This window comes from Pseudomonas sp. GD03858 (assembly GCF_029840925.1).
Classification (GTDB): domain Bacteria; phylum Pseudomonadota; class Gammaproteobacteria; order Pseudomonadales; family Pseudomonadaceae; genus Aquipseudomonas.
In genome coordinates, this window is the sequence record NZ_JAOCDM010000072.1 from 1 (window position 1) to 26,885 (window position 26,885).

Here is a 26,885-nt window from a genome sequence, read left to right on the forward strand (position 1 = left end):
GCAACGCAAACCCCGTAAACCACGCGCGACACGCGCACAACAGGAGTCCACACCATGAAACCCATCGTTCTTGTCGGCCATAAGCACCATTGCCCGGTGCATGGCGAAGGTGAGGTGATTTCGGGTCACTCGGCCACGCTGGTCAATGGCCGGGCGGTCGCCTGTGTCGGTGACCGTATCAGCTGTGGGGCAGTCATCGAGACCGGCTCGGCGAGTCACAGCATCGAAGGCCGAGCGGTGGCACGCCTGGGTGATACCACCAGCCATGGCGGCACGCTGACAGAGGGTGACGCCGGCTGGCTGGTCGATTGAGTCGGGTGCTAGACGGGGCATTCAGCGCCCCGTCGCCAGCGCCTCCTCCATCTCCCGCGCCTGCCCGCGCAGCGCTTCGCAGAACGGCTCCAGCACCGCCGACGCCGGTCGCAGCTCCGGTCGGATCAGCATCACCTGATACGGCACCGAAAGGCTCAACCGGCGAATCGGCAAGCCGCCCTGCCCGGCCTCCAGCCCGCTCAGCGGGTTGATGATCGCCACACCCAGCCCTTGCCGGACCATCGCGCACACCGAGGCCGCGCTGGTGGTCTCGATGATCGTGCGCCGGTTCACCCCGGCCTCGCGAAAGTGCTGGTCGAGCTGTTGCCGGTAGCGGTCCAGGCTGGCCAGGTTGATGAAGTCGATCTCGTGGAAATCGCGCAGTTCGAGCACCGACTTGGCCTGCAACGGATGCCCCTCGGGCAGCACGCAGACCATATCGGCACTGAATAGCGGCTCGCCAACCGCGCCGCGCGGCACCTGCCCGGTTTCGGTCAGGCCCAGATCATGCTGCTGGGCGACCAGCGACTCTTCCAGCAGTGGCGACTCCTGGGCGGTGATGCTCACGCTCACGCCCGGGTGCAGCTGGTGGAAGCGCTTGCAGGCCCTGGGCAGCAAGGTTTGCGAGAACAGCGGCAGGCAGGTGATGGCCAGCCGGCCCTGCTCGAAGTTGCGCACGGCCTGGGCGAAGCGGTCGATGCGTTCCAGGCCGATGAACGCGCGCTCGACTTCCTCGATCAGCAGCAGCGCCTGGGCGGTCGGGACCAGGCGCCCGCCTTCGCGCTCGAACAGATGCAGGCCGGTGACCTGCTCCATGCGCGCCAGTTCGCGGCTGACGGTGGGCTGCGAGGTGAACAGCAGGCGGGCCGCGCCGGTGACGCTGCCGGCAGCCATGATGGCGCGGAACACTTCGATATGGCGGATGGAGAGTTTCAATGTTGTATCCAGGCCTATGGGTGAATCTGTGGGGCGGGCTTGCCCCGCGATGCGGGCACCACGCAGGCTGGCACCGGCTCTGCCAGTGATCGCGGGGCAAGCCCGCTCCCACGAAAACCAACGATGCATATCAGATATGAATCACCTATAAAAAAATAGCTATTTTTCTGGATCGACCAACTCACTCAAGATCGCTGCATCCATTACAAGGAACAGCACCATGACCACCACCCTCCTGGCCCAGGCCGTCCGCCAGCACGGCTCCCCGCTGTGGGCCTACGACGCGCGGACCATCCACCAGCGCATCGACCAGCTCCAGCAGCACTTCGACACGGTGCGCTTCGCCCAGAAGGCCAACCCCAACCTGCACGTCCTGCGCCTGATGCGCGAACGCGGCCTGGTGCTCGACGCCGTGTCGCTGGGCGAGATGGAGCGGGCCTTCGCGGTCGGGGCGACGGTGGACGGTGACCCGGCCGGCGTGGTGCTGACCTGCGACGTGCTGGACCAGCCGACCCTGGCCCGAGTGGTCGAGACGAAGATCGAAGTGAACGCCGGCTCCATCGACATGCTCCGCCAACTGGGCGAGCACTCCCCCGGGCACCGGGTGTGGCTGCGCATCAACCCGGGCTTCGGCCACGGCCACAGCCGCAAGACCAACACCGGTGGCGAGAACAGCAAGCACGGCATCTGGCACGAGCAACTGCCCGAGGCGCTGGCCTGCGTGAAACAGCACGGATTGCACCTGGTGGGCGTGCACATGCACATCGGCTCGGGGGTGGACTACGCGCACCTGGAACAGGTGGCCGGCGCCATGGTCGGGCTGATCGGCAAGCTGGGCATGGATATCGAGGCCTTCTCCATCGGCGGTGGGCTGTCCACGCCGTACCGCAGCGACGACCAGCCGGTGGACCTGCAACGCTACGCCCGCACCTGGGCGGTGGCGCGGGCGGAGATCGAAGCCATGCTCGGCCACCCCGTGCGCATGGAGATCGAGCCGGGACGCTTCCTGGTGGCGGAGTCGGGGTGCCTGGTGGCCGAGGTGCGCGCCGTCAAGCAGATGGGCGACCGGCACTACATCCTGGTCGATGCCGGCTTCAACGACCTGATGCGTCCGGCGATGTACGGTGCCTACCACCGCATGAGCCTGTTCGATGCGGTAGGCCGGCCAGTGAGCCGCCCGCTGCAAGCGACCGTGGTGGCCGGGCCGCTGTGCGAATCGGGGGATGTGTTCACCCAGAACGACGAGGAACTGACCCCGCAGCAACTGCCGGAGGCCAAGGTGGGCGATCTGCTGGTGATCCACGATGCGGGGGCTTACGGGGCTTCGATGTCGTCGAACTACAACAGCCGTCCCTTGCTGCCTGAGTTTCTGATCGAGAACGACAGCTTGCGCATGATCCGTCGGCGCCAGACCGTGCAGGAGCTTTTGGCACTGGAGCTGGGTGTATAAGGCTTGTGGGAGCGGGCTTGCCCCGCGATTCGGCTACCTCGCGGCATGGCACCGGCTACGCCGGTGTTCGCGGGTAAACCCGCTCCCACAAGGGCGACGCCAACCTGCGATCACAGCATCGCAGGTGCCACCAACCGATAGCCCACACCCGCCTCGGTGACGATGAACCGTGGCGCCGTGGGGTCATCGCCCAGCTTCTGCCGCAGATGCCCCACCACGATGCGCAGGTAGTGGGTGTCGTCCACATGGGTCGGCCCCCAGATATCCTTGAGCAGTTGCTGCTGGGTGATCACCCGCCCCGGATGCCCGGCCAGTTGCGCCAGCAACGCGTACTCCTTGCGCGTCAGCGCCACCTCGACGCCCTCCAGGGTCACCTTGCGAAAGGCGAAATCCACCACCAGCGGCCCGAAGCTCGCCGCCGAGGACAGGCTGGTGCCTTGCGGCGCCTGGCGCAGCAAGGCACGCACCCGGGCAAGAAACTCCTGGATGCCGAACGGCTTGGTCACGTAGTCGTTGGCGCCGCCATCCAGCGCATCGACCTTCTGCACCTCGCTGGCGCGCACCGACAGCACCATCACCGGCACCGCGCTCCATTCACGCAGTTCGCGCAGCACCTGCTGGCCGTCCATGTCTGGAAGGCCCAGGTCGAGCACCACCAGATCAGGCTTGTTCAGGGCCGCCTGGCTCAGACCTTCGCCACCTGTCGCGGCTTCGATCACCTTGTAGCCCTGGGACACCAGGCTGATGCGCAGGAACTTGCGAATCTGCGGCTCGTCGTCGATGACCAGCAGGGTGGCGGCTTGACTCATGAGGCTTCACTTTCATTTTCAGGTTGAGTAGGCAGTGGCAAGCATAGAGTGATGCAGGTGCCGTGGCCATCGATGCCATCGCCGACCAGGATGCGCCCGCCATGGGCGCCGATCATGCCCTGGCAGATCGCCAGGCCCAGGCCGGTGCCCTGCCCGCCTCGATCGCCACGGGCGGCGGTGTAGAACATGTCGAAGATCTTCGCACGCTCATCCTCGGGAATGCCGGGACCTTCGTCGGCAACGGCGAAGCACAGCTGCTCGTCGCGCACCGAGACCTGCAGCTCCAGGCGCCCCTGCGGTGGAGAGAAACGGGCGGCGTTCTCCAGCACATTGATCAGCGCCTGCTCGATCAACGCCGCGTGCACGAACAGCAGCGGTAGCTCAGGCGGCACTTCGGTGTGCACGCGCAAAGGCGCCAACACCACGCGCAGGCGATTGAGGGCGCTGCCGACGATATCGGCCGGGGCCACCCAGTCGCGGGCCAGCTTGAGCGTGCCGTGGCCCAGGCGGGTCATGTCGAGCAGGTTCTGGATGTAGCGGTCCAGGCGCTCGGCTTCGTTGCGGGTGCCTTCGAGCAGTTCGCGACGGTCATCCGGCGGGATGGCGTCGCCCAGGGCCAGCAGGCTGTCGATGCTGCCGCGCATGGAGGTCAACGGGGTGCGCAGGTCGTGGGACACCGAGGCGAGCAAGGCGCTGCGCAGTTGCTCGGTTTCCCCGTGCAGGCGCGCGGCTTCCAGTTGCTCGCCCAGGCGGGCGCGGGCCAGGGCCTGGGCCAGGGGCTGGGCGATCGCCATCAGCAGGCGGCGGCGCTGCGCGGTCAACGGCTCGCCGTCGCGCGGGCGCACGCCAAGCAGGGCCAGCGGCTGGTCCTCCACCGCCAGCGGCCACCACCACCAACGACCGTGGGGCAAGGTGTCGCTGCCAAAGCCGGCAGCCTGACCGTGCTGCCAGGCCCACTCGGCAGCGGCGCGTTCGTTGTCGGTGAACGCGTGTGCGCCACCGCTGGCGATCTGCAGCAAGCCATCGCCACTGCGTTCCATCATGCATACCTGCACATCCTGCCAGCCGTCCATATGCTGGCCGGCGGCGCTGAACACGGCCTGGCGGTCGGTGGCCACGGTCAGGCGCCGCGACAGGTCGAGCAGCTGGTTGGTCTGCGCCTGGGTCTCGCGCAGGGCCTGCAGCTGACGGCGCTGGCGGGCGGCAAGATTGCCGGTGAGCGCGGCCATCAGCAGGAAGAACACCAGGGTCAGCACATCCTCTTCACGCTGGATGGCGAAGGAGAAGTTCGGCGGGATGAACAGAAAGTCGTAGGTCAGGAACGACAGCGCCGCGCAGGCCAGGGCCGGGCCCAGGCTGCTGCGCACCGCCACCAGCAGCACGGCGGCAAGGAACACCAGGGAGATGTTGGGCAGCGCCAGCAGGCTCGACACCGCCCAGGCCAGGCCGGTGGCCAGCACGGTGGCGAACAGCGCCAGCAGGTAGTGACGCCATACCCACACGCGCTTGACCGCCGCCCGCGCCGGTTGCGGCTGGGCGTCGCGGTCGAGCACGTTGATCTCCAGGCCATGGCTCTCGCGCAGCAAACGCGCGGCGACGCCGGCACCGAAGAAGCGCCGACGCAGCAGGTCGCGAGACTGGCCCACCAGCACTAGGCTGGCGCGGCGTTCGCTGGCGTGCTGGATCAGCGTGCGGGCAACCTCCCCCGCTTTGAGCAGCACCACTTCGCCGCCAAGGCGCTCGGCCAGTTGCTGGGCGGACTGCAGCCGATGGCGGGCGACCTCGTCGCGCAGCCGGCCATTGTCGACATGCACCACGCTCCACGGCAGGTGGCGGCGCTGGGCGACACGGCTGGCGTGGCGCACCAGGCGCTCGGCCTGGTCGTCGCCGTCGATGCCCACCAACAGACGACCGCGCAGGGCCGGGGCTTCCTGACCGCGCTGGCGGTAGCCGCTGGCCAGGTCCGCGTCCACCTGGGCGGCGGCGGTCTGCATGGCCAGTTCGCGCAGGGCGGTGAGGTTGGTCTGGGAGAAATAGGCCTCGATGGCCGCCCGCGCCTGCTCGGGCACGTAGACCTTGCCCTCGCGCAGGCGCTCGAGCAGCTCGCGCGGCGGCAGGTCGATCAATACCAGCTCGAAGGCCTCCTGCAACACCCAGTCGGGCAGGGTCTCGCGCACCTGCACGCCGGTGATGTCGCGGACCTTGTCGTTGAGGCTTTCCAAGTGCTGGACGTTGACTGTGGTGTACACGTCGATGCCAGCGGCGAGCAGCTCCTGCACGTCCTGCCAGCGCTTGGCGTGGCGGCTGCCGGGGGCGTTGGTATGGGCCAGTTCGTCGACCAGCACCAGCGGCGGCGCGGCCTTGAGCAGGCCGTCGAGGTCCATTTCCTCGAGCATCACGCCACGGTATTCGCTGCGCAGCAGGGGTTGCTGGGTCAGGCCGCCGAGCAGGGCTTCGGTCTCGGCGCGGCCGTGGGTCTCGACCACCCCGGCCACCACGCGCACGCCCTGGCGTTGCTGGGCGTGGGCGGCCTGCAGCATGGAAAAGGTCTTGCCGACCCCGGGCGCGGCGCCGAGAAATACCTTGAGCCTGCCCCGGCCTTCCCGGGGCAGGCCCGCCAACAGCGCGTCGGCGCGGGCGGAGTCACTCATGTTTGGTCCTTAATCAGGTGCAATTACCAGCAACCGTGCGGTTTCTGTAGGAGCGGCCTTGTGTCGCGAAAGGGCCGCACAGCGGCCCCGGCGATCTTTGTATCAACACTTAAACCCTGGGGCCGCTGCGCGGCCCTTTCGCGGCACAAGGCCGCTCCTACAGGGGTCAGTGCACGACCATAGGCGCCAGCCGCTCAAGCGCCTGGTTCAGCGCCAGCACATTGACCACGGGCGGCCCGACCAGTGGACGCAGGGTGGCCTCATTCACCAGCGCTTGCAAGCGTTCCACCGGCACCTGCCGCGCCGCCGCCACACGCGGCAGCTGGTAGGCGACTGCCGCGGGGGGCAGGTGCGGGTCCAGCCCACTGCCCGAGGTGGTCAGCAGCGCCTGCGGCACCGGCCCCTGTTGCACCTGGTACTGCGCGGCGGCATCAGTCTTCACGCGCTCGGCCAGCGCCGGGTTGCTCGGCGCCAGGTTGCTGGCGCCGCTGGCCACGGTGGCATAGGCCCCCGCCGAAGGCCGCGACTGGAACCAGGCGTCACCCTTGAATTCCTGGGCGATCAACGCCGAACCGCGCACCTCGCCCCGATCATCGCGCACCAGGCTGCCATTGGCCTGGTCAGGGAAGGCGACCTGGGCGATGCCGGTCACCGCCAGGGGATACAGCGCGCCGGTGACCACGGTCATCAGCAGGATCAGGCTCAGGGCCGGGCGTACATAGGCGGTCATGTCAGTCTCTCCTCAAACCAAGTGCAGTGCAGTGAGCAGCATGTCGATCAGCTTGATCCCGGCGAACGGCACGATGATGCCGCCCACGCCGTAGATCAGCAGGTTGCGCCGCAGCAGGTGGGCGGCGCTGGCGGCCTGCACCCGCACCCCGCGCAGCGCCAGGGGGATCAGCACGATGATGATCAGCGCGTTGAACACGATGGCCGAGAGGATCGCGCTCTGCGGGCTGGCCAGGTGCATCAGGTTGAGCACGCCCAGCTGCGGGTAGATGGCGGCGAACAGCGCCGGCAGGATGGCGAAGTACTTGGCCACATCATTGGCGATGGAGAAGGTGGTCAGCGCGCCGCGGGTGACCAGCAGTTCCTTGCCTACCTGCACCACGTCCAGCAGCTTGGTCGGGTCGCTGTCCAGGTCGACCATGTTGGCGGCCTCGCGGGCGGCCTGGGTGCCGTCGTTCATGGCCATGCCCACGTCGGCCTGGGCCAGGGCCGGGGCGTCGTTGGCGCCGTCGCCGCACATGGCGACCAGGCGGCCATCGTTCTGCTCCTGGCGGATGCGCGCCAGCTTCTTCTCTGGGGTGGCTTCGGCGAGCACGTCGTCCACGCAGGCCTCGGCGGCGATGGCGGCGGCGGTCAGCGGATTGTCGCCGGTGACCATCACGGTACGGATGCCGAGCTTGCGCAGTTCGGCGAAGCGCTCGCGGATACCGGGCTTGACCACGTCCTTGAGGTGGATCACGCCGAGCAGGTGCTTGTCGACGCACACCAGCAGCGGGGTGCCGCCACTCTGGGCGATGCGCTCCACTTCACGGGCCAGGGCGGTGGGCAGTTCCAGGCGTTGCATGCCGCAGAAGGCCAGCACCGCGTCGACGGCGCCCTTGCGGTAACGGCGCTGCTGGTAGTCGATGCCCGACAAGCGGGTCTCGGCGCTGAAGGCGATGGCCGCGTACTGGTCGGCCGACGGCTCGTCGAAGTCGTGCAACTGGCGCAGGTACTCGACGATCGACTTGCCTTCGGCGGTCTCATCGGCCAGCGAGGCGAGCAAGGCGCCCTCCCCCAGCTCCTTGGCGGTCACGCCAGAGGCGGCGTGCAAAGCGCTGCAGCGGCGGTTGCCGAAGGTGATGGTGCCGGTCTTGTCGAGCATCAGGGTATGCACGTCGCCGGCTGCTTCGACGGCGCGACCGGAGCGGGCGATCACGTTCAGGCGCACCAGACGGTCCATGCCGGCGATGCCGATGGCCGACAGCAGGCCACCGATGGTGGTGGGGATCAAGGTCACCAGCAGCGCGGCGAGGAAGATCAGCGGCAGCTCGCCACCGGCGAAGCGGGCGAACGGCTGCAGGGTCACCACCACGATCAGGAAGATCAGGGTCAGGCCGATCAGCAGGATGTCCAGGGCGATCTCGTTGGGGGTCTTCTGGCGCTTGGCGCCTTCGACCAGGGCGATCATGCGGTCCAGGGTCGACTCGCCCGGGTTGCTGGTGATGCGGATCAGCAGCCAGTCGGAGACCAGCCGGGTGTTGCCGGTGACGGCCGAGCGGTCGCCGCCGGATTCACGGATCACCGGAGCGGACTCACCGGTGATCGCCGACTCGTTGACCGCGGCGATGCCTTCGAGCACCTCGCCGTCCCCGGGGATCATCTCGCCGGCCACGACGCGCACCACATCGTCCTTGCGCAGCTGGGTGGCGGCGACGGTCTCGAAGCTGCCGTCGCTTTTGCGGCGCTTGGCGCTCAGGCCCTGGCTGCCGGCCTTGAGGCTGTCGGCGCGGGCCTTGCCGCGGCCTTCGGCCAGGGCTTCGGCGAAGTTGGCGAACAGCACGGTGAACCACAGCCAGACGGCGATCTGCACCGCCACGCCGGTGCTCACGCCACTGCCGGGCACGAAGCACAGCACGGTGGTGAGCACGGCGGTGAGGGCAACCACCAGCATCACCGGGGCACGCTTGAGCTGACGCGGGTCGAGTTTGACGAAAGCCTGTACCAACGCAGGGCGCCACAACGCGCTGAAGCGAGTCTGGTCCTTGGCGCCTTGGCGCGCTTTCACTTCGGGAAGGGGCATGTTCATTGTGTATTCCTCAGAAACCCAGGCTCAGGTGTTCGGCGATCGGCCCAAGGGCCAGGGTCGGCAGGAAGGTCAGGCCACCGACCAGCAGAATGGTCACCAGCAGCAACGTGGTGAACAGCGGGCCATGGGTGGGGAAGCTGTTGATCCCTTGCGGCGCGCTCTTCTTCGCCGCCAGGCTGCCGGCCAGGGCCAGTACCGGGAGGATGTAGCCGAAGCGACCGATGAGCATGGCCAGGCCGATCATCACGTTGTGGAACACCGTGTTGGCACCGAAACCGGCGAAGGCCGAACCGTTGTTGGCGGTGCCGGAGGTGTAGGCGTACAGCAGCTGGCTGAAGCCGTGGGCTCCGGGGTTGGTGACCGCGCCGGCCGGCCCTGGCAGGCTGGCGGCGATGGCGCCGAGGATCAGCACGCCCACCGGCATCACCAGCAGGCTTGCCACCAGCAGTTGCACTTCACGGGCCTGCAGCTTCTTGCCCAGGTACTCAGGGGTGCGGCCGATCATCAGGCCAGCGAGGAACACGGCGATCAGCACGAACAGCAGCATGCCGTAGAGGCCGGCGCCGACGCCGCCGAAGATCACCTCGCCAAGCATCATGTTGACCATCGCCACCATGCCGGTAATCGGATTGAGGCTGTCGTGCATGGCGTTGACCGAACCGTTGGAGGCGGAGGTGGTGGTCACCGTCCACAGCACGGAACCGGTGGTGCCGAAGCGGCTCTCCTTGCCTTCCAGCGGCGCGGCCTGCTGCACCTGGGCGCTTTCCAGGGCCGGGTTGGGCTGGTGCTCCGACCACAGTGCGGTGCTGCCGCCGATCAGGAACAGCGCCAGCATGCAGGCGATGATCGCGCGGCTCTGGCGCAGGTCTTTCACGTAATGGCCGAAGGTGAACACCAGGGCCACTGGGATCAGGATGATCGAGGCTACCTCGAACAGGTTGCTCCAGGCCGTCGGGTTCTCGAACGGGTGCGCCGAGTTGACGCCGAAGAAGCCGCCGCCGTTGGTGCCCAGCTGCTTGATGGCGATCTGGCTGGCGGCCGGGCCCAGCGGGATGGTCTGGTCGGTGCCTTGCAGGGTCACGGCGTGAACGTAGTCGGCAAAAGTCTGCGGCACGCCCTGCCAGACCAGCAGCAGCGCCAGCACCAGGCACAGCGGCAGCAGGCCGTAGAGGGTGGCGCGGGTCAGGTCGACCCAGAAGTTGCCCAGGGTGCTGGCCGAGCGACGGGCAATGCCCCGGCACAGGGCGACCAGCACGGCAAGGCCGGTGGCGGCGCTGACGAAGTTCTGCACGGTCAGGCCGATCATCTGGCTCAGGTAGCTGACCGAGGCTTCACCGCTGTAGGCCTGCCAGTTGGTGTTGGTCATGAAGCTGACCGCGGTGTTGAACGCCAGCGACCATTCCTGGCCCGGCAGGTGCTGCGGGTTGAGCGGCAGGCTGCCCTGCAGTTGCAGGACGCCGAACACCATCAAGAAACCGACCAGGTTGAAGGCCAGCAGGGCCAGGGTGTACTGCTTCCAGCTCTGCTCCTGGTCGACGCGCACGCCGGCCACGCGATAGCAGCCCCGCTCCACCGGGCCGAGGATCGGCGACAGCCAGGTGCGCTGGCCTTCCATCACCTTGTAGTAGAAGCGCCCGAGCCAGGGCGCCGGCAGCAGCACGATGGCGAAGAACGCCAGCAGCAGCAGGTAATCGTAACTGTGCATGGTCGCCCCTTAGCCGCGATCGGCGCGCAGCAGCGCCACCAGCAGGTAAACCGCCAACGCCACCGCCAATAGCAGTGACAGCCCGTCGAGCATGTGCATGAGTGAATCTCCCCTTGGTGCGGCGTGAAGGCCGCTTGGGGGAAATTGTCCGAGGGAGGGGCGTAAAGGGGCGAGATCGGGGGCGAGGTCAGGGCATAAAGAAAGCGTAAAGATCAAATACACCGGATCGCTTCACGGGCCCATTCGCGGGTAAACCCGCTCCCACAGGTGCTGCGCCAAGCTCAAGGGCTGTGCTGTACCTGTGGGAGCGGGTTTACCCGCGAAGAGGCCCGCAAGGTCAAGATTGCGGCGTGTGCTGCGCCGAATTACGGCTCCAGTCCAGCAGCAGGCTATACCCGACCGCCAGCAGGGTCGGCCCGATGAACAGGCCGATGAAGCCGAAGGCGATCAAGCCACCGAACACGCCGAGCAGCACGATCACCAGCGGCAGGTTGCCGCCCCGGCTGATCAGGTACGGCTTGAGCACGTTGTCCACGCCGCTGATGACGAACGTACCCCAGATGCCCAGGAACACCGCCATGCCGTAGTCGCCCTTCGACACCAGCCAGGCGGTGGCCGGTATCCAGGCCAGCGGCGGGCCCATGGGGATCAGGCTGAGCATGAAGGTCACCAGGCCGAGGACGATGGCACCCGGAACGCCGGCGATCAGGAAGCCGATCAGCGCCAAAAGCGCCTGCGCCGCCGCGGTGCCGATCACGCCGTTGACCACCCGCTGCACGGTCCCGGCCACCAGGTCGATGTAATAGTCCGCGCGCTCGCCCACCAGACGGTGCAGCAAGCGATGGACGAAGGCCGCCAGGCGTGGCCCGTCACGGTAGAAGAAGAACACGAACACCAGGCTCAGGGTGAGTTCAAGCACCCCGCTGCCGATCTGCGCGCTGCGCGCCAGCAGCCAGTTGCCGACCTGGCCCAGATAGGGCTTGGCCGACGCCAGCAACGCGGCGCCCTGCTGGTCGAGCGACTCCCACCAGCCGACCAGGCGCTCGCCGACGAAGGGAATACCGGCCACCCAGGTCGGCGCGTCAGGCAGGCCATCGACCTGCACGTCACGAATGAAGGTGGTGGCATCACGGACATGGTCGGCGAGGTTGAACCCCAGCCACACCAGCGGCAGCGCCACGATCAGGATCCAGGCGGTGGTCAGCAGACTGGCGGCGAGGGTTTCACGCCCGCCCAGCACCCGCGTCAGCAGGCGCATCAGCGGCCAGCTGGCGAAGGCCAGGATGGCGCCCCAGAGCAGCGCCGAGATGAAGGGCGCCATCACCCACAGCGCGGCGCCCAGCAGCGCCAGCAGCAGAATCTGGATCAACAGGCGATCATTATTGGCCATGCTGGCCCTCGTTCAACGAATCAGTTCCAGGTGCAGGCCGTCGGTCGGCGCGCTGCCCACTTCCAGCCGGCTACCGCGCACGCCGGCCTTGACCAGCTGTTCGCGCCAGGCTTCGGCGCCCTCGCCGCTCAGGCTTGCGCGCAGGGTGCTGTCGAGGTTGAGGCTGCGGGCCAGCAAGGTCGCCCAGGTGGCCTGGGGTTCGCCCAGATCAGGGTAGTCGAGCTTGCCGGTGTCGCGCAGCTCGCGCAGCACCGTGGCGGCGGTCGGCAGCAGCTCGCCCAGCGGGCTGGCGGCGACGAACTCTTCCACATGCAGGTAGGCGCGGCGGTTGCCACGGGTCACGCTGTACAGCGCGACCAGGGTGTCGGCCTCCTCGGCGGAGCGGCGCAACAGGATGAACGCCTGCTGTTCGTCGCCACCGTTGAGACGGGCATTGGCGAAGACATCGTTGGCCCACAAGCTGGCTTCACCGCAGTCGCGGCCCTGGCACCAGAACAATGGGTAGCCGCCGTCCTGCTGCAATGCCTCGCGGGCACTGGTGAAGGCTTCGCGGGCGCTGCGTTCGACGGGCAATTCATAAGTGACGGAGCTGACCTGGCCGCGGCTCTCGACCTTGTCCTCGACGCGCAGGCGACCGCTGATCTTGCGCAGCGGGCCCATGGGATAGATGCGCTCCTGCTCCACGGCGGGGCGCTGGTCGACGACCTTGGCATCGACCGGAACCGGCAGGTCGCCGGCCCACAGCGACGGGCTGGCAAAGGCGAGGCAGGCAGTGATGGCGATACGTGCGTGAACGGATGCGCTCATCGGCAGCCCTCTTGGCTGCGGGGCTGAGTCATGTGGTTGTCTGGCATAGGCATGGTGGTCTCCCTTTCAAGCCGCCAAGCCTCGACACTTGCTCGGCGCAAGTCAAGGAATGCCAAGGAAGCGATTGAAACAGTCTGCAACAAGGGCCGCGCCCTGATCGTCGTTCAAGTGCAGGTGATGCCCGCCGGGCAGCACTGTCTGCTCGAAGGGTAGCTGCTCCAGCAGTTCCGTGTGACGGGCGAGCATGCCATCCGCCGCGACCACCAGGCAGGTCGGGCAAGCGATGCGCTGGACGAACGCCATGGATTGGGCCTGGCTCAAGCGGGTCGGCGATGGCAGCGTCAGGCGGCTGTCGCTGCGCCAGCTGTAGCCACCCGGCACCGGCATCAGGCCACGTTGGGCCAACAGCTCGGCGGCCTCGCGACTGACCGCGACCATGCCCTTCATGCGCGCTTCGACGCCCTCCTCCAGGGTCGCGTACACCGACTTGCGCTTGCCCTCCAGGCGCAGCTGCGCCTGCAACGCCATACCCAGGCGCTCGGCGGCGTTCTGTTCTGCGCTCGTCGACGGGATCACACCATCGATCAGCGCCAGGTGGCTGACGCGCTCGGGCAATGCCCCGGCCAATTGCACGGCAATAATCGCCCCCAGCGAATGGCCAAGCAGGCCGAAACGCTGCCAGCCCAGTTGTTCGGCGACGCGCAGCACGTCATGGGCATAGTCGGCCAGCGTATAAGCAGCCCCGACCGGGCGATGCTCCGAGTAGCCGTGCCCGGCCAGGTCCAGGGCGACGATGCGCAGCCCCCGCAACCGGGGCGCCAAGCGCGCGAAGCTGTTGGCGTTGTCGAGCCAGCCATGCAAAGCGATCACCGGCAGGCCGTCGGCGGGACCGAACAGATGCGCGGCCAGCTCGATATGGCCGAGCGCCAGGCGGATTTCCTCGACCTGGGCGCTCATGCCTGGCTCCAGCGATCGAACAGGCCCTTGATCAGGCTGGCGGTGTCGCTGGGCCGCTCCAGTGGGAACATGTGGCCGCCCGGCAGACTGTGGTATTCGCCCCTGGACATGCCACGCAGCGCCAGGGCGTGATGCTTGCGGATCACCCGGCTCTGCGCGCCGCGCACCATCGCCAGCGGCACCTGCAACTGGCGCGGGCTGGCCGGGCTGACGTGGGGGATGCTGCGGTAGATGCTGATCTCCGTGGCCGGATCGAAGCGCAGGCGCAGGCCCGTCTCGTCCTGCTCCAGGCCATGCTCCAGGTAGGCCTCCAGGCATTCCGGATCGAAGTGGCGGAACAATGTCTTGCCGGCAAAGTAACGACGGGCGCTGTCGCGGTCGGGGAACGCCTCGCGCCGGCCCAGGGTACGCCCGGCCGGCGTGATGCGGTCGATGAAGCCCAGGCGCTTGGCAGCCTGGATCAGCCACTCGTCGACCCGGGTCAGCACCGGCGAGTCGAGCATCACCACGCCACGGTACAGCTCGGGCCGCCGCAGGGCCGCGTGCAAGTGCAGCACCCCGCCCAGCGAATGACCGACACCCCAGACCGGCGCGGCCTCCTGCTCGAGGTGATGCAACAGTTCGTCCACCAGGTTCCGCCAGTTGTCGTTCACCGGAAAACGCGGGTCGTGGGCATGCTGCGCCAGGTGCCGGACCTCATAGTCCGGCGCCAGCGCCGCGAACAGCTTGCCGTAGGTGGCCGAGGGGAAGCCATTGGCGTGGGCGAAGAAGATCTGCTGCGACATGGCCGCCTGCTCTGCACGGAAAGGATGATCCATTGTCGGCAAGGCACGCGGTGGCGGCAACGTTCGGATAGGTCATCGCCAAGGGTGATCAGGTCATCGGCTGTGGTCGAAGCTGCGCATCGAGCGGCGCAGGCAGGCGTGCAGATAGGCCAGCTGATACTCCAGCGCCTGACGGGCAAGGGCCTGGTCGGTGGCATCCAATGTGAGCCGGCGCAGCACCAGGCAACTGCTCTGCAGCGCATGGGCCATGCCGATACCGGCCTGACGCAGCGGCTCCAGGTCGGCCCGCCCCTCGAACTTGCGCAGCAACTGGTCCAGACGATCGTCGGCGCAGTCCTGCAGCAGGCGGTACTCCGCGAAATCCGGCACACCGTCGGCCCGCAGTTGCTCCAGCTGCGCCTGCGGATCGGCCGAGCGCACCAGCTCTGGACGTCGAATGCTCACGTGAATCTCCCCGTTTTCGGTGGTCCTTGGGTTGAGCGCACGGTACCGATGGGGTCTGGGCCGGACAACTGGCAGAAATACCAGCCACCCGGCATCCAAGTCGGCTTGAGCCACTGCCCGACCTAGCATTTTTGCCAGGTTTCAAACTCGGTGAACTATCACACACTGCTTCGCAGCCTCTTCCCAGCGCAGGAGCCTGCCATGACCACCCCGGTAATACTCGATGCTGCAAACGCAGTGCTCGACCCGATCGATGCCGCCAAAGGGGCCACCGTAAAAGTGGCATACCCCAAGATCCAGCCCGATCACCAGATCACCATGAAATGGGGTACGCAGCCCGACACTGCTCCCAAATCCGGCATCGGCGACGCCGTCGATTTCAACGTCTCACCTCAGGTGGTACTGGACAGTCTGGGCAGTACGCTACCCGTCAGTTATACGGTCACCCTCCCAGACGGGCAGGCGCAGATCTCCAGCGAACTTGCCCTGACGGTGAAGGCACTCGACATGACGCGTATGCCAACACCGCAAGTACCTGAAGCGCAGGACGAGACGCTTGATCTCGACTCATTTGAAGGAGACGCCCACGTTCAGGTGGATCCCTGGCCACTGATTGTCGCCGGGCAACGCTACTGGATCCGGGCCAGCGGAGTTCTCGAAGACGGCTCGCCCCACAAGTTTCCGGTTAGGCTTGCGGGGGTTGTCGATGACATCGGCGTCGAAAATGGGTTGCTGGTACCGCTGCTGCGCAGTGAGCTGCAGCGACTGCAAGAAGGCAGCCGCTTGACGATTGTCCTGAGGGTCGCATTCGACGGGGTGAATGACGAGCAGCGGGCTCAGGAATTTCCACAGCTCGACCTTGGCATCGTCGGCGCCAGCGGACACCCCAGACTGGGCATGAGGCGGCTCGAATACTTCGATAGACTGACTCCGGGAGCCACCTTCCGAGCAGGGCAACACGTCCCCAACCTCTCTCCACTGACGATCGAAATTCTAGAAGGCGCCTTTCTTGTATCAGCGAGTAACCGCTATGCGCTCGTCGCCCAGGGTACCGGCGCAAAGTGCAAAATCACCTTTGACGAGCCTCCCCATTATATGAGCTTCGACGGATTAGTCAGCGGAGTGCAACCCGTAGTCCTGGATGATACGGGCAAGACGGTGAGTTTTGTCCAGAACTCCATCATGCAATATTTCGTGCCCACGGATGGCAGAAGAATACAGAGTGCCACTCTTACCTTCACCAGGCCCGGTGGCTTCTTCACGAACATTGCAAGCTTCTACAGAGGATGGTCCACCAATGGTGTCGCGGGGGTCAGCGCGTCGTGGCTCACACCGCAAATGCTGGAGGAAAATTCACAACAACCCGAGGCTGAGGCTGACGAGCAGATACTGTCCACTGCGCTAACGTCCATCGCGCAAACCGGCACATTGCAGGCGAGCCTGGAAAACCTTTGGCAACCCATTGGCACGACTTACACTTCAAGGACTTTCGTCCCCTTGAATAACAACAAAGACATAAATATAAAAATTCTCAACCATAGCTATGTAGTCGGCGCACATTCCGAAAACGTCCGCAAAATTACTGCAGGTGGCGCCACAGGGGCGAGCTGCGAGCTTTTATTCAATAAAGAAAGACAATTCTATTGTGTCGGCATAAAAGGCAGCACGAGCTTTGTGAGCGCACAGTGTTTTTCTAATGCAGGCGACCCTGGAGAAAAGGATGAGCCTATTGCTGTTGCACAGAGTGGGCCTTTTATTTGGTACTTCTTGGCACCCGAAGGAAAATCAATTCGAAGATTGCGTTTGACCTCTTCAGGTCACACAGGTTTCTACAACATCGTCACACTGGCCGAAGAAATCTGACTTGTCCCGTGGTATACGGGGGTTCCTGGACACGCCAAGATGGCACCCAGGAACCCCTGCATTGCTCACCCCAATCGATTTGGAGCGCTGATGCCTCGCAACATCATCAAACCTGCCAACGGCCAATCCCCTTCCAGCTCCGCCAGGTAGGAAAACAGGGACAGATCTATTTTCCTTACTCTAATTTCGATCCGCTCGGCCTCCTCCACTCAATGCGCTTGTACTGACTTGCGCGATCTCCACGCACCGACTGCTGCCCACTACGCCGCCGCGACTCACCCCGGCGCGTAAAGCCCACGCAAGGTCATCAAACCTGCCAGCGGCCAATCCCCTTCCAGCTCCGCCAGACTCGCGGTGCTCATCGGCACGGCTTGCTGGAGATGACCATGCTCAAGCATGCCAACCAACGCCCCCACCAGCGGCTGGTGGCTGACCAGCAGCACATGCTCGAGCCCTAACCGCTCGATCTGCGCGATGACCTGCTGCACATCGCTATCCGGCGTCAACCAGGGCACCGTGCGCACCGGCTCGGCGAACCCCAGCGCGCCATGCACCAGCGCCGCCGTCTGCTGCGCTCGCACATAGGGACTGGCGATGATCGCCTGCAACGGCTGGCCGAGCAGGCGCGCGGCGCTGTGCAACACCTGTTCGCGCCCATGGGCGGTCAGGCGCCGCTCGGCATCGGTATTGGCCCGCGACTCGGCCTCGCCGTGGCGCAGCACCCAGAGCTTCACAGCTTGGGCTCCTCGTCACGCACCGGATGCGGCGCTGGCGCGACCGCGTGCGGGGCTTCGCCTTCCGGCGCGCGCGGCGCCGGCCAGTCGGCGAACGGCCAGGGTTTCTGGTCGGTGTCGGAAAAACCGGGACCGGAAAAACCGGGACAGATCTATTTTCCTGACTCTAATTTCGATCCGCCCGGCCTACTTCACTCGATGCGTTTGCGTTGACGCGCGCGACCTCGCCCACGCTCCGACTGCTGCCCACTACCTGCAGGAGCGCAGCAGCAAATCACCCCGGAGCGTGAAGTGCGCGCATGGTCATCAAACCGGCCAGTGGCCAATCCCCTTCCAGCTCCGCCAGTGTCGCGGTGCTCATTGGCACGGTTTGCTGCAGATGACCATGCGCAAGCATCCCAACCAACGCCCCCACCAACGGCTGATGGCTGACCAGCAGCACATGCTCCAGCCCCAACCGCTCGACCTCCCCGATGACCTGTTCCACGTCGCTATCTGGCGTCAACCAGGGCGCCGTGCGCACCGGCTCGGCAAAACCCAGCGCGCCATGCACCAACGCCGCCGTCTGCTGCGCTCGCACATAGGGGCTGGCGATGATCGCCTGCAACGGCTGGCCCAACAGCCGGGCGGCACTGTGCAGCACCTGCTCGCGGCCATGAGCGGTCAGGCGCCGCTCGGCATCGGTATTGGCCCGCGACTCGGCCTCGCCGTGGCGCAGCACCCAGAGCTTCACAGCTTGGGCTCCTCGTCACGCACCGGATGCGGCGCGGGCTCGACCGCGTGCGGGGTTTCGCCTTCCGGCGCGCGCGGGGTCGGCCAGTCGGCGAACGGCCAGGGTTTCTGGTCCGTGTGGAAGGTGCCGAAACGACCGATCTGCGCCAGGTACTGGCTGAGGCTGTCGCCAAAGCTCATCAGGCTGGCGCTGGGCGCGCCATAAATCAGCCGGTAGATCAGCTGCACCAGCACCAGGCCGCCAAGCAGCAGCTCGGCCAGTTGCCAGGCCACCAGGAACACCAGCATCCACAGCACCCGCAGGATGATCGACTCGCGTGCGGCGCGCTCGGGGGTATCGTTCATAAGTCGCTCCTTCTCAGTTGAAACCGCTGGTGGAAATGAAATCGACATCGGTCTTGGGTTCGGCGCGCATCAGGTGCTCGATGACCTGGTTGAGCGTGCGCCCCTCGAACAGGATCGCATGCAGGCCAGCCACCAGCGGCATGTACACGCCCACCTCCTGGGCCTTGGCCTTGAGTACCTTGAGCGTGTTGACCCCTTCGGCCACTTCGCCCAGGCGGCTGACGGCCTGTTCGAGGCTCAGGCCCTGGCCCAGGGCATGACCGACCTGGTAGTTGCGGCTCTTGGGCGAGGAGCAGGTGACGATCAGGTCGCCGACCCCGGCCAGGCCCAGGAAGGTCATGGGGTTGGCGCCCTGGCTCACGGCGAAACGGGTCATCTCGGCCAGGGCGCGGGTGATCAGCATGCTCTTGGTGTTCTCGCCCATGCCCAACGCCACGGCCATGCCGGCGATGATGGCGTAGACGTTCTTCAGTGCCCCGCCCAGCTCGACGCCGAAGCGGTCGCTGCTGGCGTAGACGCGGAAGGTGCGACCATGCAGCACGGCCTGCACCTGCTGGCACAGCGCCTCGTCCTCACTGGCGACCACGGTTGCGGTCAGCGCGTGCTCGGCGATCTCGCGCGCCAGGTTCGGCCCCGACAGCACGCCGATGCGCGCCTGGGGGGCGATTTCCTCGAGGATCTGGCTCATCAGCTTGAAGGTGTGCGCCTCGATGCCCTTGGTCAGGCTGACCAGGCCCTTGCCGCGCAGCAGCTCGGCGTGGGGCGCCAGCACGCTGCGCAAGGCGCTGGAGGGCAAGGCGACGAAGATCAGCGCGCTGCCCTGCAGGGTGGCGAGCAGGTCGTTGACCGGTTCGACGCCGTCATGCAGGCGGATGCCCTTGAGGTAGCGCGGGTTCTCGCGGTTGACGCGCATCGCCTCGGCCTGGGCCGGGTCACGCATCCACTGCCGCACCGGGTGGCCGTTCTCCGCCAGCAGGTTCGCCACGGCGGTGCCGAAGCTGCCGCCTCCAAGAACTGCAACAGGTTGCTGTTCAGTCATATCCAATCCGTTAACCAATAAAGTAAGTGGCGACTGGCGCATTATACGGGGCACATGCGACAGAACCAGTGGCAGTGCCGGCCCTTTCACGGGCAGGCCCGCCCCCACAGGGGCGTCGGTCGACTTCGGTGATCCGGGTCACTGGCAAAACCTGCGCGGTCGGTTAACATGCCTGATTCATTTCTGAAACAAGGCCTCCCGTGTTCGCTGGCACGCCTCCCTACCCGCGTCTGCTGTTGATCACTGCCCTGCTGGGCGGACCGGCCGTGGCCGATGATCTGTTCATCGACAACCAGGACCTGCCCCAGGTTCTGACCGCGACCCGTCTGAAACAATCCCCGGCGGCGGTCCCCGGCAGCATGACCGTGCTCGACAGCGAGCTGATCCGCGCCAGCGGCGCCCGCGACATCCCCGAGCTGCTGCGCCTGGTGCCGGGGATGATGATCGGCTACGGTGCCGGCAACCAGCCGACGGTCAACTACCACGGCAGCAACGTCAGCGACGCCCGGCGCATGCAGGTGCTGATCGACGGGCGCTCGGTGTACCGGGCCGGGCTGGCCACGGTGGACTGGAGCGACATTCCAGTCGCCATCGAGGACATCGAGCGCATCGAGGTATTCCGCGGGCCGAACACCGTCAGCTACGGCGCCAACGCGCTGATGGCGGTGGTCAACATTCTCACCCGCAACCCCGCCGACAGCCACGGCACGCGGATCAAGCTGACCCGCGGCCAGGACGGCATCAACGACTATTACGCCAGCCAGGGCTTCGGCTGGGACGGTGGCGACCTGCGCTTGTCGCTGTCGGGCCAGCAGGACGACGGTTTCGACAAGGACCAGTACGGCCGCGACTACCGCGACAGCCGCAGGCTCAACCGCGTCAACCTCAGCGCCAGCCATTATCTGGCGCCGGATCAGACCCTGGAGTGGCAACTGGCGGCCAAGGAAGGCAGCAACCAACGCCCGTATACCTACCAACCGGTCTTCGGCAACTACAGAGCCGGCGACAACGCCGATGTCAATGCCAAGGACTATGCCGGCTCGATCCGCTGGAACATCGACTTCAACCCCGAGCACAGCCTGTATGTGCAAGGCTCGGCCCAGCACTTCGACCGCCAGCAGGTATGGAGTGCCTGCGATGCCGCCATTGCCTTCAGCCCGGAGCTGACCCGACTGTGGCAACTGGACTCGAACTTCGCCGAGAAAGTCGCGCGCAACCTGTACAGTGGCGACCTGCCCAGCACCTCCGACCCCGAGCTCGGTGCCCTGATGGAGCAGGTACGCGGCCAGTGGGCCAGCGGCGGCAGCAACACGATCTGCGGCGACGTCGACCAGAGCACCCGCGAAACCCGCTACGACCTGGAGATCCAGGACACCCTGAGCCTGACCGACAGCCTGCGCCTGGTCAGCGGCATGAATTACCGCTATGACCGGGCCGACTCGCAGACCTATTTCAACGGCAGCCTCGACGACCAGACCTGGCGACTGTTCGGCCAACTCGAGTGGCGTGCCGACGAGCACTGGATCGTCCAGGGCGGGGCGATGTACGAGCGCTCGCAGTTGTCGGGCAGCTCGCTGACCCCGCGCATGGCGGTGAACTACCTGATCACCCCGCGCCATGGCCTGCGCGCGGTTTACTCCGAGGCGATCCGCTCGCCGGACATGTTCGAGAACAACGTCAACTGGAGCTACACGGTCAAGAACCTGACCCCCAACCGCTACGGCCTGCAGGACGGCGAATACTTCGTCAAGACCCGTGGTCCGGGCAATCTCGACCAGGAACGCATGCGCTCGCGCGAACTGGGCTACAACGGCTACTTCAGCGACATCGAGCTGAGCATGGACGTGAAGCTGTTCTACGACGAGATCACCGGCATGATCAGCGAGCCGCTGAGAAACAACCAGTACATCGCCAGTAACGCCAACAAGGCACGCTTTCGCGGCAGCGAAGCGCAGTTCGACTGGCGCGCCAGCCAGCGCGACCGGCTGCGCCTGACCTACGCCTTCGTCGATGCCTGGGCCAGCAACCCGGCCGACAGCCGCCTGACCGCGCGCAACAGCGGCTCGGTCGGCTGGATGCGCGACTGGAGCGAGGGTTGGTCCAGCGCCCTCTTCTATTACGGTGACGATGCGCTCAACCGCTATCGCTACGAGCGCGTCGACCTGCGCGTGGCCAAGCGTTTCAAGGTACAAGGCAGCAATCTGGAGCTGGCCGCCCTGTGGCAACAGCGCCTGGACAACGAGCCGATCACCCTCGAGCAGAATCGCTACGACAGCCGCCACCGCCTGAGTTTCAGCGCGGAGCTGGAGTTCTGATGATCCGTGTGCTGCGCTTGCTGCTGCTGTGCCTCTGGCCCCTGGGAACGCTGTCAGCCAGCGAAGTCCTGCTGGTCGGTGCCGAGGACCAGCCGGGCATTCGCAGCTTCGTCGCCGCGCTGGACAAGCACCGCCCCCACGACCAGGTGCGCTTTCAGACCGTGGCGCAGTTGCCGAGCCCGGGCAAGCTCAAGGCCGACACGCGCCTGGTGCTGCTCGACACGCCGGCCCTGGAATGGCGATTGAGTGAAAGCGCCGGGCCACCCGCGCTGGCGTTGCGGGTGAGCCGCGTCCAGGCCCAGCAGCGCCTGGGTGCATCGCGCCCGACATTCCTCAGCCTGCTATGGAGCGACCCGCCGCTGTCCCGCCAGCTGCGCCTGACCCGCTACCTGCTGCCCCAGGCGCGGCGCATTGGTGTCCTCTATGGCGAACACAGCCGCTTCCTGCTCGATGAGTTGCGCCAGGCAGCCCTCCCACTGGGCCTGGAGATCATCGCCCAGGACTGGCCCGACCTGCGCGACAGCCGCCCGCTACAACACCTGCTGAACAACAGCGACGTGCTACTGGGGCTGGACGACCCCGACCTGTACAACTCCAAGTCGGCCAAGAACGTGCTGCTCAGCAGCTATGGCCGGCAGATGGCGCTGATCGGGCCGAACGCCGGGTTCGTGCGGGCCGGCGCCCTGGCCAGCACCTACAGCGACCAGGAGGACTGGCTGGCCGTGCTCGAGCGGTTGCTCGACCAGCCACCCGCCCGCTGGCCACGCAGCCTTTATCCCGAACACTTTGGCGTCAGCGGCAACCAGCAGGTGGCCCGCGCCCTAGGTTTGGAAACCATCGACCCCGCCGCCGCCGCGCTGGCCCTCGTCGAAGGAGCCACCACCCCATGAGCAAACGCCTGAGCTGGGACATCCATACCCGCACCCAGATCATCAGCCTGGGCCCTGCCCTGTTGCTGACGTTGCTGCTGATCAGCTTCTTCACCTTCGTGCGTATCCAGGACTTGCGCCAGGAGCTCAATCACACCGGGCAACTGATCGCCAACCAGCTGGCCCCGGCGTCCGAATACGGGGTGATCTCGGGCAACAACGAGGTGCTCGACAGCCTGATGCGGGCCACGCTCAGCATTCCCCACGTGCGCTTCCTGGAGGTCCAGGACAGCCGTAACCATATCCTGGTGTACGTGGAGCAGCCCGACGAAAGCCTCAGCCGCGCCCAGCGTGTCGAGGTGTTCCAGGCGCCGATCCGCCTGCAGCAGATCCGCCTGGACAACGACTTCCTGCAAGGCAGGATGCCACCGCCGAGCATCGGCGACGACTACCTGGGCCGCGTGATTGTCGGCATGTCCGATGACGCCTTCAGCCAGCGCCAGCAGGAGATCGTGATCAAGGCCGCAATCCTGGCGTTGTTCGCGCTGCTGTTCACCTTCCTGCTGGCTCGGCGCCTGGCCATGAGCCTGTCCAAGCCGATCAGCGACATGGGCGACGCGGTACGGGCGATCCAGCAGGGCGACTTCAATGCGCCGCTGCCGGTGGTCGACGACAGCGAGCTGGGCCACCTGGCCCGGCACATCAACAACCTGGCCAGCGCCCTCGACCAGGCGGCCCACGAACAGCAACAGGCCATGGGGCAGCTGATCCAGGCCCGCGAAGAGGCCGAACAGGCCAACCGTGCCAAGTCGGACTTCCTGGCGATGATGAGCCACGAGCTGCGCACGCCGATGAACGGCGTGCTGGGCATGCTGCAACTGCTCGAGACCACCGAGCTGACCGGCGAACAGGCCGAATACACCGCGGTGGCCAGCGAGTCCACTGGGCACTTGCTCAAGGTGATCAACGACATCCTCGACTTCTCGCGGATCGAACGCACCACGCTGGAGCTCGAGCACATCGATTTCAACGTCGGCGAGCTGATCACCAGCAGCGTCCAGTCATTCCAGCATTCCGCCCAGCAACGCGGGCTGAACCTGCGCCTGCAACTACCACCTGGCATCGAGCACCTGCAGGTGATGGGCGATCCGACGCGGATCCGCCAGATCCTGCTGAACCTGGTGGGCAATGCGCTGAAATTCACCGAGCGCGGCGAAGTGGCCATCGAGGCGCGCTGGCAGGTACTCGACCGTCAACTGATCTGGCTGACCTGCACGGTGCGCGACACCGGCATCGGTATCGACAGCACACGCCTGGAGATGATGTTCGTCGCCTTCCAGCAGGCCGACAGCTCGATTTCCCGGCGTTACGGCGGCACCGGCCTGGGTCTTTCCATCGCCCGCACCCTGGCCGAGCGCATGGGCGGTCAGTTGCGTGGCGAAAGCCGCGAAGGACTGGGCTCGACCTTTACCCTGGAGATGCCGCTTGCACTGGCCAGCGCACCGATCGCCCTGCCTGGCGCGGCAACGCGCGACAACCTGGCACACGGCCGCGGCGGGCGAATCCTGCTGGTGGAGGACAACCCGGTCAACCAGAGCGTGATCGAGGCCATGCTGCGCAGCCTGGGCTTCGAGGTCGGCCTGGCCATCGATGGCACCCAGGCCGTCGACCTGGTCGACCAGCAATCGTTCGTCGCCGTGCTGATGGACTGCCGCTTGCCGCACATGGATGGTTTCGAGGCCACCCGCCGTATCCGCCTGCGACACAAGGCCGCCGACCTGCCGATCATCGCCCTGACCGCCAGCGCCTTGCAGGGCGATCGCGAACGCTGCCTGGCCGCGGGCATGAACGACTACCTGAGCAAGCCGTTCAAGCGCACCGACCTGCAGCGCACCCTGCGTCGCTGGTTACCCGGTCCGGCAACCGCGACTGGCGATAAATGCTAAAGTGCGGCAGTCTTAAGGACTGGACAGGAACGCCTCAGGGCCGGAAAATAACATTTCAGTGCACACCTGTACTTCTTTCGCCGGGTGCACTGTGACTTTCACCACAACGCAATAGTCTACCTGTAGGCTGCCGCCCCGGATGCAAAGCGATTCGGGCCGGCCGGGAAGATTCGTCCCCTGCCGCAGGGGGTTATTGAGGAGCTCGCATGACCAAACAAAACGCCTTTACCCGGGAAGACCTGCTGCGCTGCAGTCGCGGTGAGCTGTTCGGCCCCGGTAATGCGCAACTGCCCGCCCCGAACATGCTGATGGTCGATCGCATCACCCACATCAGCGAAGAAGGCGGCAAGTTCGGCAAAGGTGAATTGGTCGCCGAGCTGGATATCAATCCGGACCTGTGGTTCTTCGCCTGCCACTTCGAAGGCGATCCGGTGATGCCGGGCTGCCTGGGCCTGGATGCCATGTGGCAGCTGGTTGGCTTCTTCCTCGGCTGGCAAGGCCTGCCGGGCCGTGGTCGCGCCCTGGGTTCGGGCGAAGTGAAGTTCTTCGGCCAGGTACTGCCCACCGCCAAGAAAGTCACTTACAACATTCACATCAAGCGCGTCCTCAAGGGCAAGCTGAACATGGCCATCGCCGACGGCTCGGTCAGCGTCGACGGTCGCGAGATCTACACCGCCGAAGGCCTGCGGGTCGGCGTGTTCACCTCCACTGACAATTTCTAAGGGTTATTCGCATGCGCCGCGTCGTGATCACTGGTCTGGGCATCGTATCGTGCCTGGGCAATGACAAAGCTACCGTCACCGAAAACCTGCGCAACAGCCGTCCGGGTATTCGTTACAACCCGGAATACAAGGAAATGGGGCTGCGTAGCCAGGTTTCCGGTTCCATCGACCTCAACCTCGAAGAGCTGATCGACCGCAAGGTCTATCGCTTCGTCGGCCACGCCGCCGCCTATGCGTACCTCGCCATGCAGGACGCGATCAAGGACGCCGGCCTGACCGAAGAGCAGGTTTCCAACCCGCGCACCGGCCTGGTTGCCGGCTCCGGCGGCGCTTCCACCCTGAACCAGATGGAAGCCCTGGACACCCTGCGCGAAAAAGGCGTCAAGCGTGTCGGCCCCTACCGTGTCACCCGCACCATGGGCAGCACCGTGTCGGCGTGCCTGGCCACTCCGTTCAAGATCAAGGGCATCAACTACTCGATCTCGTCGGCCTGCGCCACCTCCGCGCACTGCATCGGCACCGCCCTGGAGCAGATCCAGTGGGGCAAGCAGGACATCGTCTTCGCCGGTGGCGGTGAGGAAGAGCACTGGAGCCAGTCGTTCCTGTTCGATGCCATGGGCGCCCTGTCGACCAAGCGCAACGAAACCCCTGAGCTGGCCTCGCGCGCCTACGACGCCGACCGTGACGGTTTCGTCATCGCTGGCGGCGGCGGCATGGTGGTGGTCGAGGAGCTGGAACACGCCCTGGCCCGTGGCGCCAAGATCTACGCCGAGATCGTCGGCTACGGCGCCACTTCCGACGGCTACGACATGGTCGCCCCGAGCGGCGAAGGCGCGATCCGCTGCATGCAGCAGGCGCTGTCCACCGTCGACACCCCGATCGACTACCTGAACACCCACGGCACTTCCACTCCGGTCGGCGACGTCGCCGAGATGAAGGGCGTGCGTGAAGTGTTCGGCGACAAGGCACCGAAGATCAGCTCGACCAAGAGCCTGTCGGGCCACTCGCTGGGCGCCGCAGGCGTGCACGAGGCGATCTACTGCCTGCTGATGATGGAGAACAACTTCATCGCCGGCTCCGCCAACATCGACGAGCTGGACCCGGAGGTCGCCGACCTGCCGGTACTGCGCAAGACCGAAGAGAACGCCAAGATCGACACGGTCATGAGCAACAGCTTCGGCTTCGGCGGCACCAACGCCACCCTGGTGCTCAAGCGCTGGGAAGGCAAGTGATCGCTTGATCTGCTGAACGAGAACGCCTGGACCTTGGTCCGGGCG

Annotated in this window: 24 protein-coding genes and 1 pseudogene; 8 read left to right on the forward strand and 17 right to left on the reverse strand. The window is 65.9% G+C overall.

From position 1 onward, the window contains the following. The first annotated feature begins 54 nt into the window (after positions 1-54). Positions 55-312: a PAAR domain-containing protein gene (locus N5D48_RS17585; RefSeq protein ID WP_279886659.1), complete on the forward strand. Its 258-nt coding sequence runs from the start codon at positions 55-57 to the stop codon at positions 310-312. A 21-nt stretch (positions 313-333) separates the two neighbouring features. Here N5D48_RS17585 and N5D48_RS17590 read toward each other — a convergent pair whose 3' ends face one another. Further along, positions 334-1,248 (reverse strand): LysR family transcriptional regulator, encoded by a 915-nt coding sequence (locus N5D48_RS17590; protein ID WP_279886662.1) that lies wholly within the window; start codon positions 1,246-1,248, stop codon positions 334-336. 220 nt (positions 1,249-1,468) lie between these two features. On the opposite strand from N5D48_RS17590, the gene lysA reads away from it, so the two are divergent. After that, positions 1,469-2,698: a diaminopimelate decarboxylase gene (lysA, locus tag N5D48_RS17595; RefSeq protein ID WP_279886665.1), complete on the forward strand. Its 1,230-nt coding sequence runs from the start codon at positions 1,469-1,471 to the stop codon at positions 2,696-2,698. Positions 2,699-2,808: 110 nt separating this feature from the next. On the opposite strand, the gene N5D48_RS17600 is transcribed toward lysA, so the two are convergent. From N5D48_RS17600 to N5D48_RS17650, 11 genes are all read right to left on the reverse strand, one after another. After that, a complete protein-coding gene (locus tag N5D48_RS17600; RefSeq protein ID WP_279886667.1) occupies positions 2,809-3,507 on the reverse strand; it encodes a response regulator in 699 nt (232 codons plus the stop codon). Next, the gene (locus N5D48_RS17605) at positions 3,504-6,158 is read right to left on the reverse strand and encodes a sensor histidine kinase KdpD (protein WP_279886670.1); all 2,655 of its coding nucleotides are present in this window, start codon (positions 6,156-6,158) and stop codon (positions 3,504-3,506) included. The genes N5D48_RS17600 and N5D48_RS17605 overlap by 4 nt, the downstream gene beginning before the upstream one ends. A gap of 166 nt (positions 6,159-6,324) precedes the next feature. Beyond that, positions 6,325-6,888: a potassium-transporting ATPase subunit KdpC gene (gene kdpC / locus N5D48_RS17610; RefSeq protein ID WP_279886672.1), complete on the reverse strand. Its 564-nt coding sequence runs from the start codon at positions 6,886-6,888 to the stop codon at positions 6,325-6,327. A gap of 12 nt (positions 6,889-6,900) precedes the next feature. After that, positions 6,901-8,955 (reverse strand): potassium-transporting ATPase subunit KdpB, encoded by a 2,055-nt coding sequence (gene kdpB / locus N5D48_RS17615; RefSeq protein WP_279886675.1) that lies wholly within the window; start codon positions 8,953-8,955, stop codon positions 6,901-6,903. A gap of 10 nt (positions 8,956-8,965) precedes the next feature. After that, positions 8,966-10,660 carry a potassium-transporting ATPase subunit KdpA gene (gene kdpA / locus N5D48_RS17620; protein ID WP_279886678.1) on the reverse strand — a complete coding sequence of 565 codons (1,695 nt, stop codon included), beginning with the start codon at positions 10,658-10,660 and terminating at the stop codon, positions 8,966-8,968. Positions 10,661-10,669: 9 nt separating this feature from the next. Continuing rightward, the gene (gene kdpF, locus N5D48_RS17625; RefSeq protein WP_279886681.1) at positions 10,670-10,759 is read right to left on the reverse strand and encodes a K(+)-transporting ATPase subunit F; all 90 of its coding nucleotides are present in this window, start codon (positions 10,757-10,759) and stop codon (positions 10,670-10,672) included. A gap of 238 nt (positions 10,760-10,997) precedes the next feature. Then, positions 10,998-12,050 carry an AI-2E family transporter gene (locus N5D48_RS17630; RefSeq protein ID WP_279886683.1) on the reverse strand — a complete coding sequence of 351 codons (1,053 nt, stop codon included), beginning with the start codon at positions 12,048-12,050 and terminating at the stop codon, positions 10,998-11,000. A gap of 12 nt (positions 12,051-12,062) precedes the next feature. Further along, a complete protein-coding gene (locus N5D48_RS17635) occupies positions 12,063-12,857 on the reverse strand; it encodes a DUF4892 domain-containing protein (RefSeq protein ID WP_279886685.1) in 795 nt (264 codons plus the stop codon). Positions 12,858-12,959: 102 nt separating this feature from the next. Then, positions 12,960-13,814 (reverse strand): alpha/beta hydrolase, encoded by an 855-nt coding sequence (locus N5D48_RS17640; RefSeq protein ID WP_279886687.1) that lies wholly within the window; start codon positions 13,812-13,814, stop codon positions 12,960-12,962. Continuing rightward, a complete protein-coding gene (locus tag N5D48_RS17645) occupies positions 13,811-14,599 on the reverse strand; it encodes an alpha/beta hydrolase (protein ID WP_279886689.1) in 789 nt (262 codons plus the stop codon). The genes N5D48_RS17640 and N5D48_RS17645 overlap by 4 nt, the downstream gene beginning before the upstream one ends. A gap of 93 nt (positions 14,600-14,692) precedes the next feature. After that, positions 14,693-15,043 (reverse strand): hypothetical protein, encoded by a 351-nt coding sequence (locus tag N5D48_RS17650; protein ID WP_279886691.1) that lies wholly within the window; start codon positions 15,041-15,043, stop codon positions 14,693-14,695. A 201-nt stretch (positions 15,044-15,244) separates the two neighbouring features. Between N5D48_RS17650 and N5D48_RS17655 the strand changes: the two genes are divergently transcribed. Further along, positions 15,245-16,906, forward strand: coding sequence for a hypothetical protein (locus N5D48_RS17655; RefSeq protein WP_279886692.1), 1,662 nt, complete (start codon positions 15,245-15,247; stop codon positions 16,904-16,906). A 275-nt stretch (positions 16,907-17,181) separates the two neighbouring features. Here the strand turns inward: N5D48_RS17655 and sixA (N5D48_RS17660) are convergent, their stop codons facing one another. From sixA (N5D48_RS17660) to N5D48_RS17680, 5 genes and pseudogenes are all read right to left on the reverse strand, one after another. Continuing rightward, positions 17,182-17,640 (reverse strand): phosphohistidine phosphatase SixA, encoded by a 459-nt coding sequence (gene sixA, locus N5D48_RS17660; protein WP_279886694.1) that lies wholly within the window; start codon positions 17,638-17,640, stop codon positions 17,182-17,184. After that, positions 17,637-17,756 (reverse strand): annotated as a pseudogene (locus tag N5D48_RS17665) (DUF4389 domain-containing protein); the annotation flags it as partial. The gene sixA (N5D48_RS17660) and the pseudogene N5D48_RS17665, both read right to left, overlap by 4 nt. Positions 17,757-17,914: 158 nt before the next feature. Continuing rightward, entirely contained in the window at positions 17,915-18,373 is a 459-nt protein-coding gene (gene sixA, locus N5D48_RS17670) for a phosphohistidine phosphatase SixA (RefSeq protein WP_279886696.1), read from the reverse strand. Beyond that, on the reverse strand, positions 18,370-18,717 hold the full coding sequence (locus N5D48_RS17675; RefSeq protein ID WP_279886698.1) for a DUF4389 domain-containing protein: 348 nt from the start codon (positions 18,715-18,717) through the stop codon (positions 18,370-18,372). The genes sixA (N5D48_RS17670) and N5D48_RS17675 overlap by 4 nt, the downstream gene beginning before the upstream one ends. A gap of 13 nt (positions 18,718-18,730) precedes the next feature. Further along, positions 18,731-19,756: an NAD(P)H-dependent glycerol-3-phosphate dehydrogenase gene (locus N5D48_RS17680; RefSeq protein ID WP_279807116.1), complete on the reverse strand. Its 1,026-nt coding sequence runs from the start codon at positions 19,754-19,756 to the stop codon at positions 18,731-18,733. Between the two features lie 200 nt (positions 19,757-19,956). Here N5D48_RS17680 and N5D48_RS17685 point away from each other — a divergent pair, with 200 nt between their 5' ends. The 5 genes from N5D48_RS17685 to fabB all read left to right on the forward strand — a co-directional run bounded on the left by N5D48_RS17685 (position 19,957) and on the right by fabB (position 26,840). Beyond that, the gene (locus tag N5D48_RS17685; protein ID WP_279886700.1) at positions 19,957-22,071 is read left to right on the forward strand and encodes a TonB-dependent receptor; all 2,115 of its coding nucleotides are present in this window, start codon (positions 19,957-19,959) and stop codon (positions 22,069-22,071) included. Continuing rightward, the gene (locus N5D48_RS17690; protein WP_279886702.1) at positions 22,071-22,961 is read left to right on the forward strand and encodes an ABC transporter substrate-binding protein; all 891 of its coding nucleotides are present in this window, start codon (positions 22,071-22,073) and stop codon (positions 22,959-22,961) included. Before N5D48_RS17685 ends, N5D48_RS17690 begins: the two co-directional genes overlap by 1 nt. Then, the gene (locus N5D48_RS17695; RefSeq protein ID WP_279886705.1) at positions 22,958-24,886 is read left to right on the forward strand and encodes a response regulator; all 1,929 of its coding nucleotides are present in this window, start codon (positions 22,958-22,960) and stop codon (positions 24,884-24,886) included. Before N5D48_RS17690 ends, N5D48_RS17695 begins: the two co-directional genes overlap by 4 nt. Positions 24,887-25,092: 206 nt before the next feature. Continuing rightward, positions 25,093-25,608, forward strand: a complete 516-nt coding sequence (gene fabA, locus N5D48_RS17700) for a 3-hydroxyacyl-[acyl-carrier-protein] dehydratase FabA (protein WP_023631260.1) — start codon at positions 25,093-25,095, stop codon at positions 25,606-25,608. Between the two features lie 11 nt (positions 25,609-25,619). Beyond that, entirely contained in the window at positions 25,620-26,840 is a 1,221-nt protein-coding gene (fabB, locus tag N5D48_RS17705) for a beta-ketoacyl-ACP synthase I (protein WP_232883896.1), read from the forward strand. The last annotated feature ends 45 nt before the right edge of the window (positions 26,841-26,885 follow it).

Coding starts and splice junctions, on each gene's coding strand:
- N5D48_RS17585 (WP_279886659.1), top strand. CDS start 55: ATGAAACCCATCGTTCTTGTCGGCCATAAGCACCATTGCCCGGTGCAT.
- lysA (WP_279886665.1), top strand. CDS start 1,469: ATGACCACCACCCTCCTGGCCCAGGCCGTCCGCCAGCACGGCTCCCCG.
- N5D48_RS17600 (WP_279886667.1), bottom strand. CDS start 3,507: ATGAGTCAAGCCGCCACCCTGCTGGTCATCGACGACGAGCCGCAGATT.
- N5D48_RS17605 (WP_279886670.1), bottom strand. CDS start 6,158: ATGAGTGACTCCGCCCGCGCCGACGCGCTGTTGGCGGGCCTGCCCCGG.
- kdpC (WP_279886672.1), bottom strand. CDS start 6,888: ATGACCGCCTATGTACGCCCGGCCCTGAGCCTGATCCTGCTGATGACC.
- kdpB (WP_279886675.1), bottom strand. CDS start 8,955: ATGAACATGCCCCTTCCCGAAGTGAAAGCGCGCCAAGGCGCCAAGGAC.
- kdpA (WP_279886678.1), bottom strand. CDS start 10,660: ATGCACAGTTACGATTACCTGCTGCTGCTGGCGTTCTTCGCCATCGTG.
- kdpF (WP_279886681.1), bottom strand. CDS start 10,759: ATGCACATGCTCGACGGGCTGTCACTGCTATTGGCGGTGGCGTTGGCG.
- N5D48_RS17630 (WP_279886683.1), bottom strand. CDS start 12,050: ATGGCCAATAATGATCGCCTGTTGATCCAGATTCTGCTGCTGGCGCTG.
- N5D48_RS17635 (WP_279886685.1), bottom strand. CDS start 12,857: ATGAGCGCATCCGTTCACGCACGTATCGCCATCACTGCCTGCCTCGCC.
- N5D48_RS17640 (WP_279886687.1), bottom strand. CDS start 13,814: ATGAGCGCCCAGGTCGAGGAAATCCGCCTGGCGCTCGGCCATATCGAG.
- N5D48_RS17645 (WP_279886689.1), bottom strand. CDS start 14,599: ATGTCGCAGCAGATCTTCTTCGCCCACGCCAATGGCTTCCCCTCGGCC.
- N5D48_RS17655 (WP_279886692.1), top strand. CDS start 15,245: ATGACCACCCCGGTAATACTCGATGCTGCAAACGCAGTGCTCGACCCG.
- N5D48_RS17675 (WP_279886698.1), bottom strand. CDS start 18,717: ATGAACGATACCCCCGAGCGCGCCGCACGCGAGTCGATCATCCTGCGG.
- N5D48_RS17680 (WP_279807116.1), bottom strand. CDS start 19,756: ATGACTGAACAGCAACCTGTTGCAGTTCTTGGAGGCGGCAGCTTCGGC.
- N5D48_RS17690 (WP_279886702.1), top strand. CDS start 22,071: ATGATCCGTGTGCTGCGCTTGCTGCTGCTGTGCCTCTGGCCCCTGGGA.
- N5D48_RS17695 (WP_279886705.1), top strand. CDS start 22,958: ATGAGCAAACGCCTGAGCTGGGACATCCATACCCGCACCCAGATCATC.
- fabA (WP_023631260.1), top strand. CDS start 25,093: ATGACCAAACAAAACGCCTTTACCCGGGAAGACCTGCTGCGCTGCAGT.
- fabB (WP_232883896.1), top strand. CDS start 25,620: ATGCGCCGCGTCGTGATCACTGGTCTGGGCATCGTATCGTGCCTGGGC.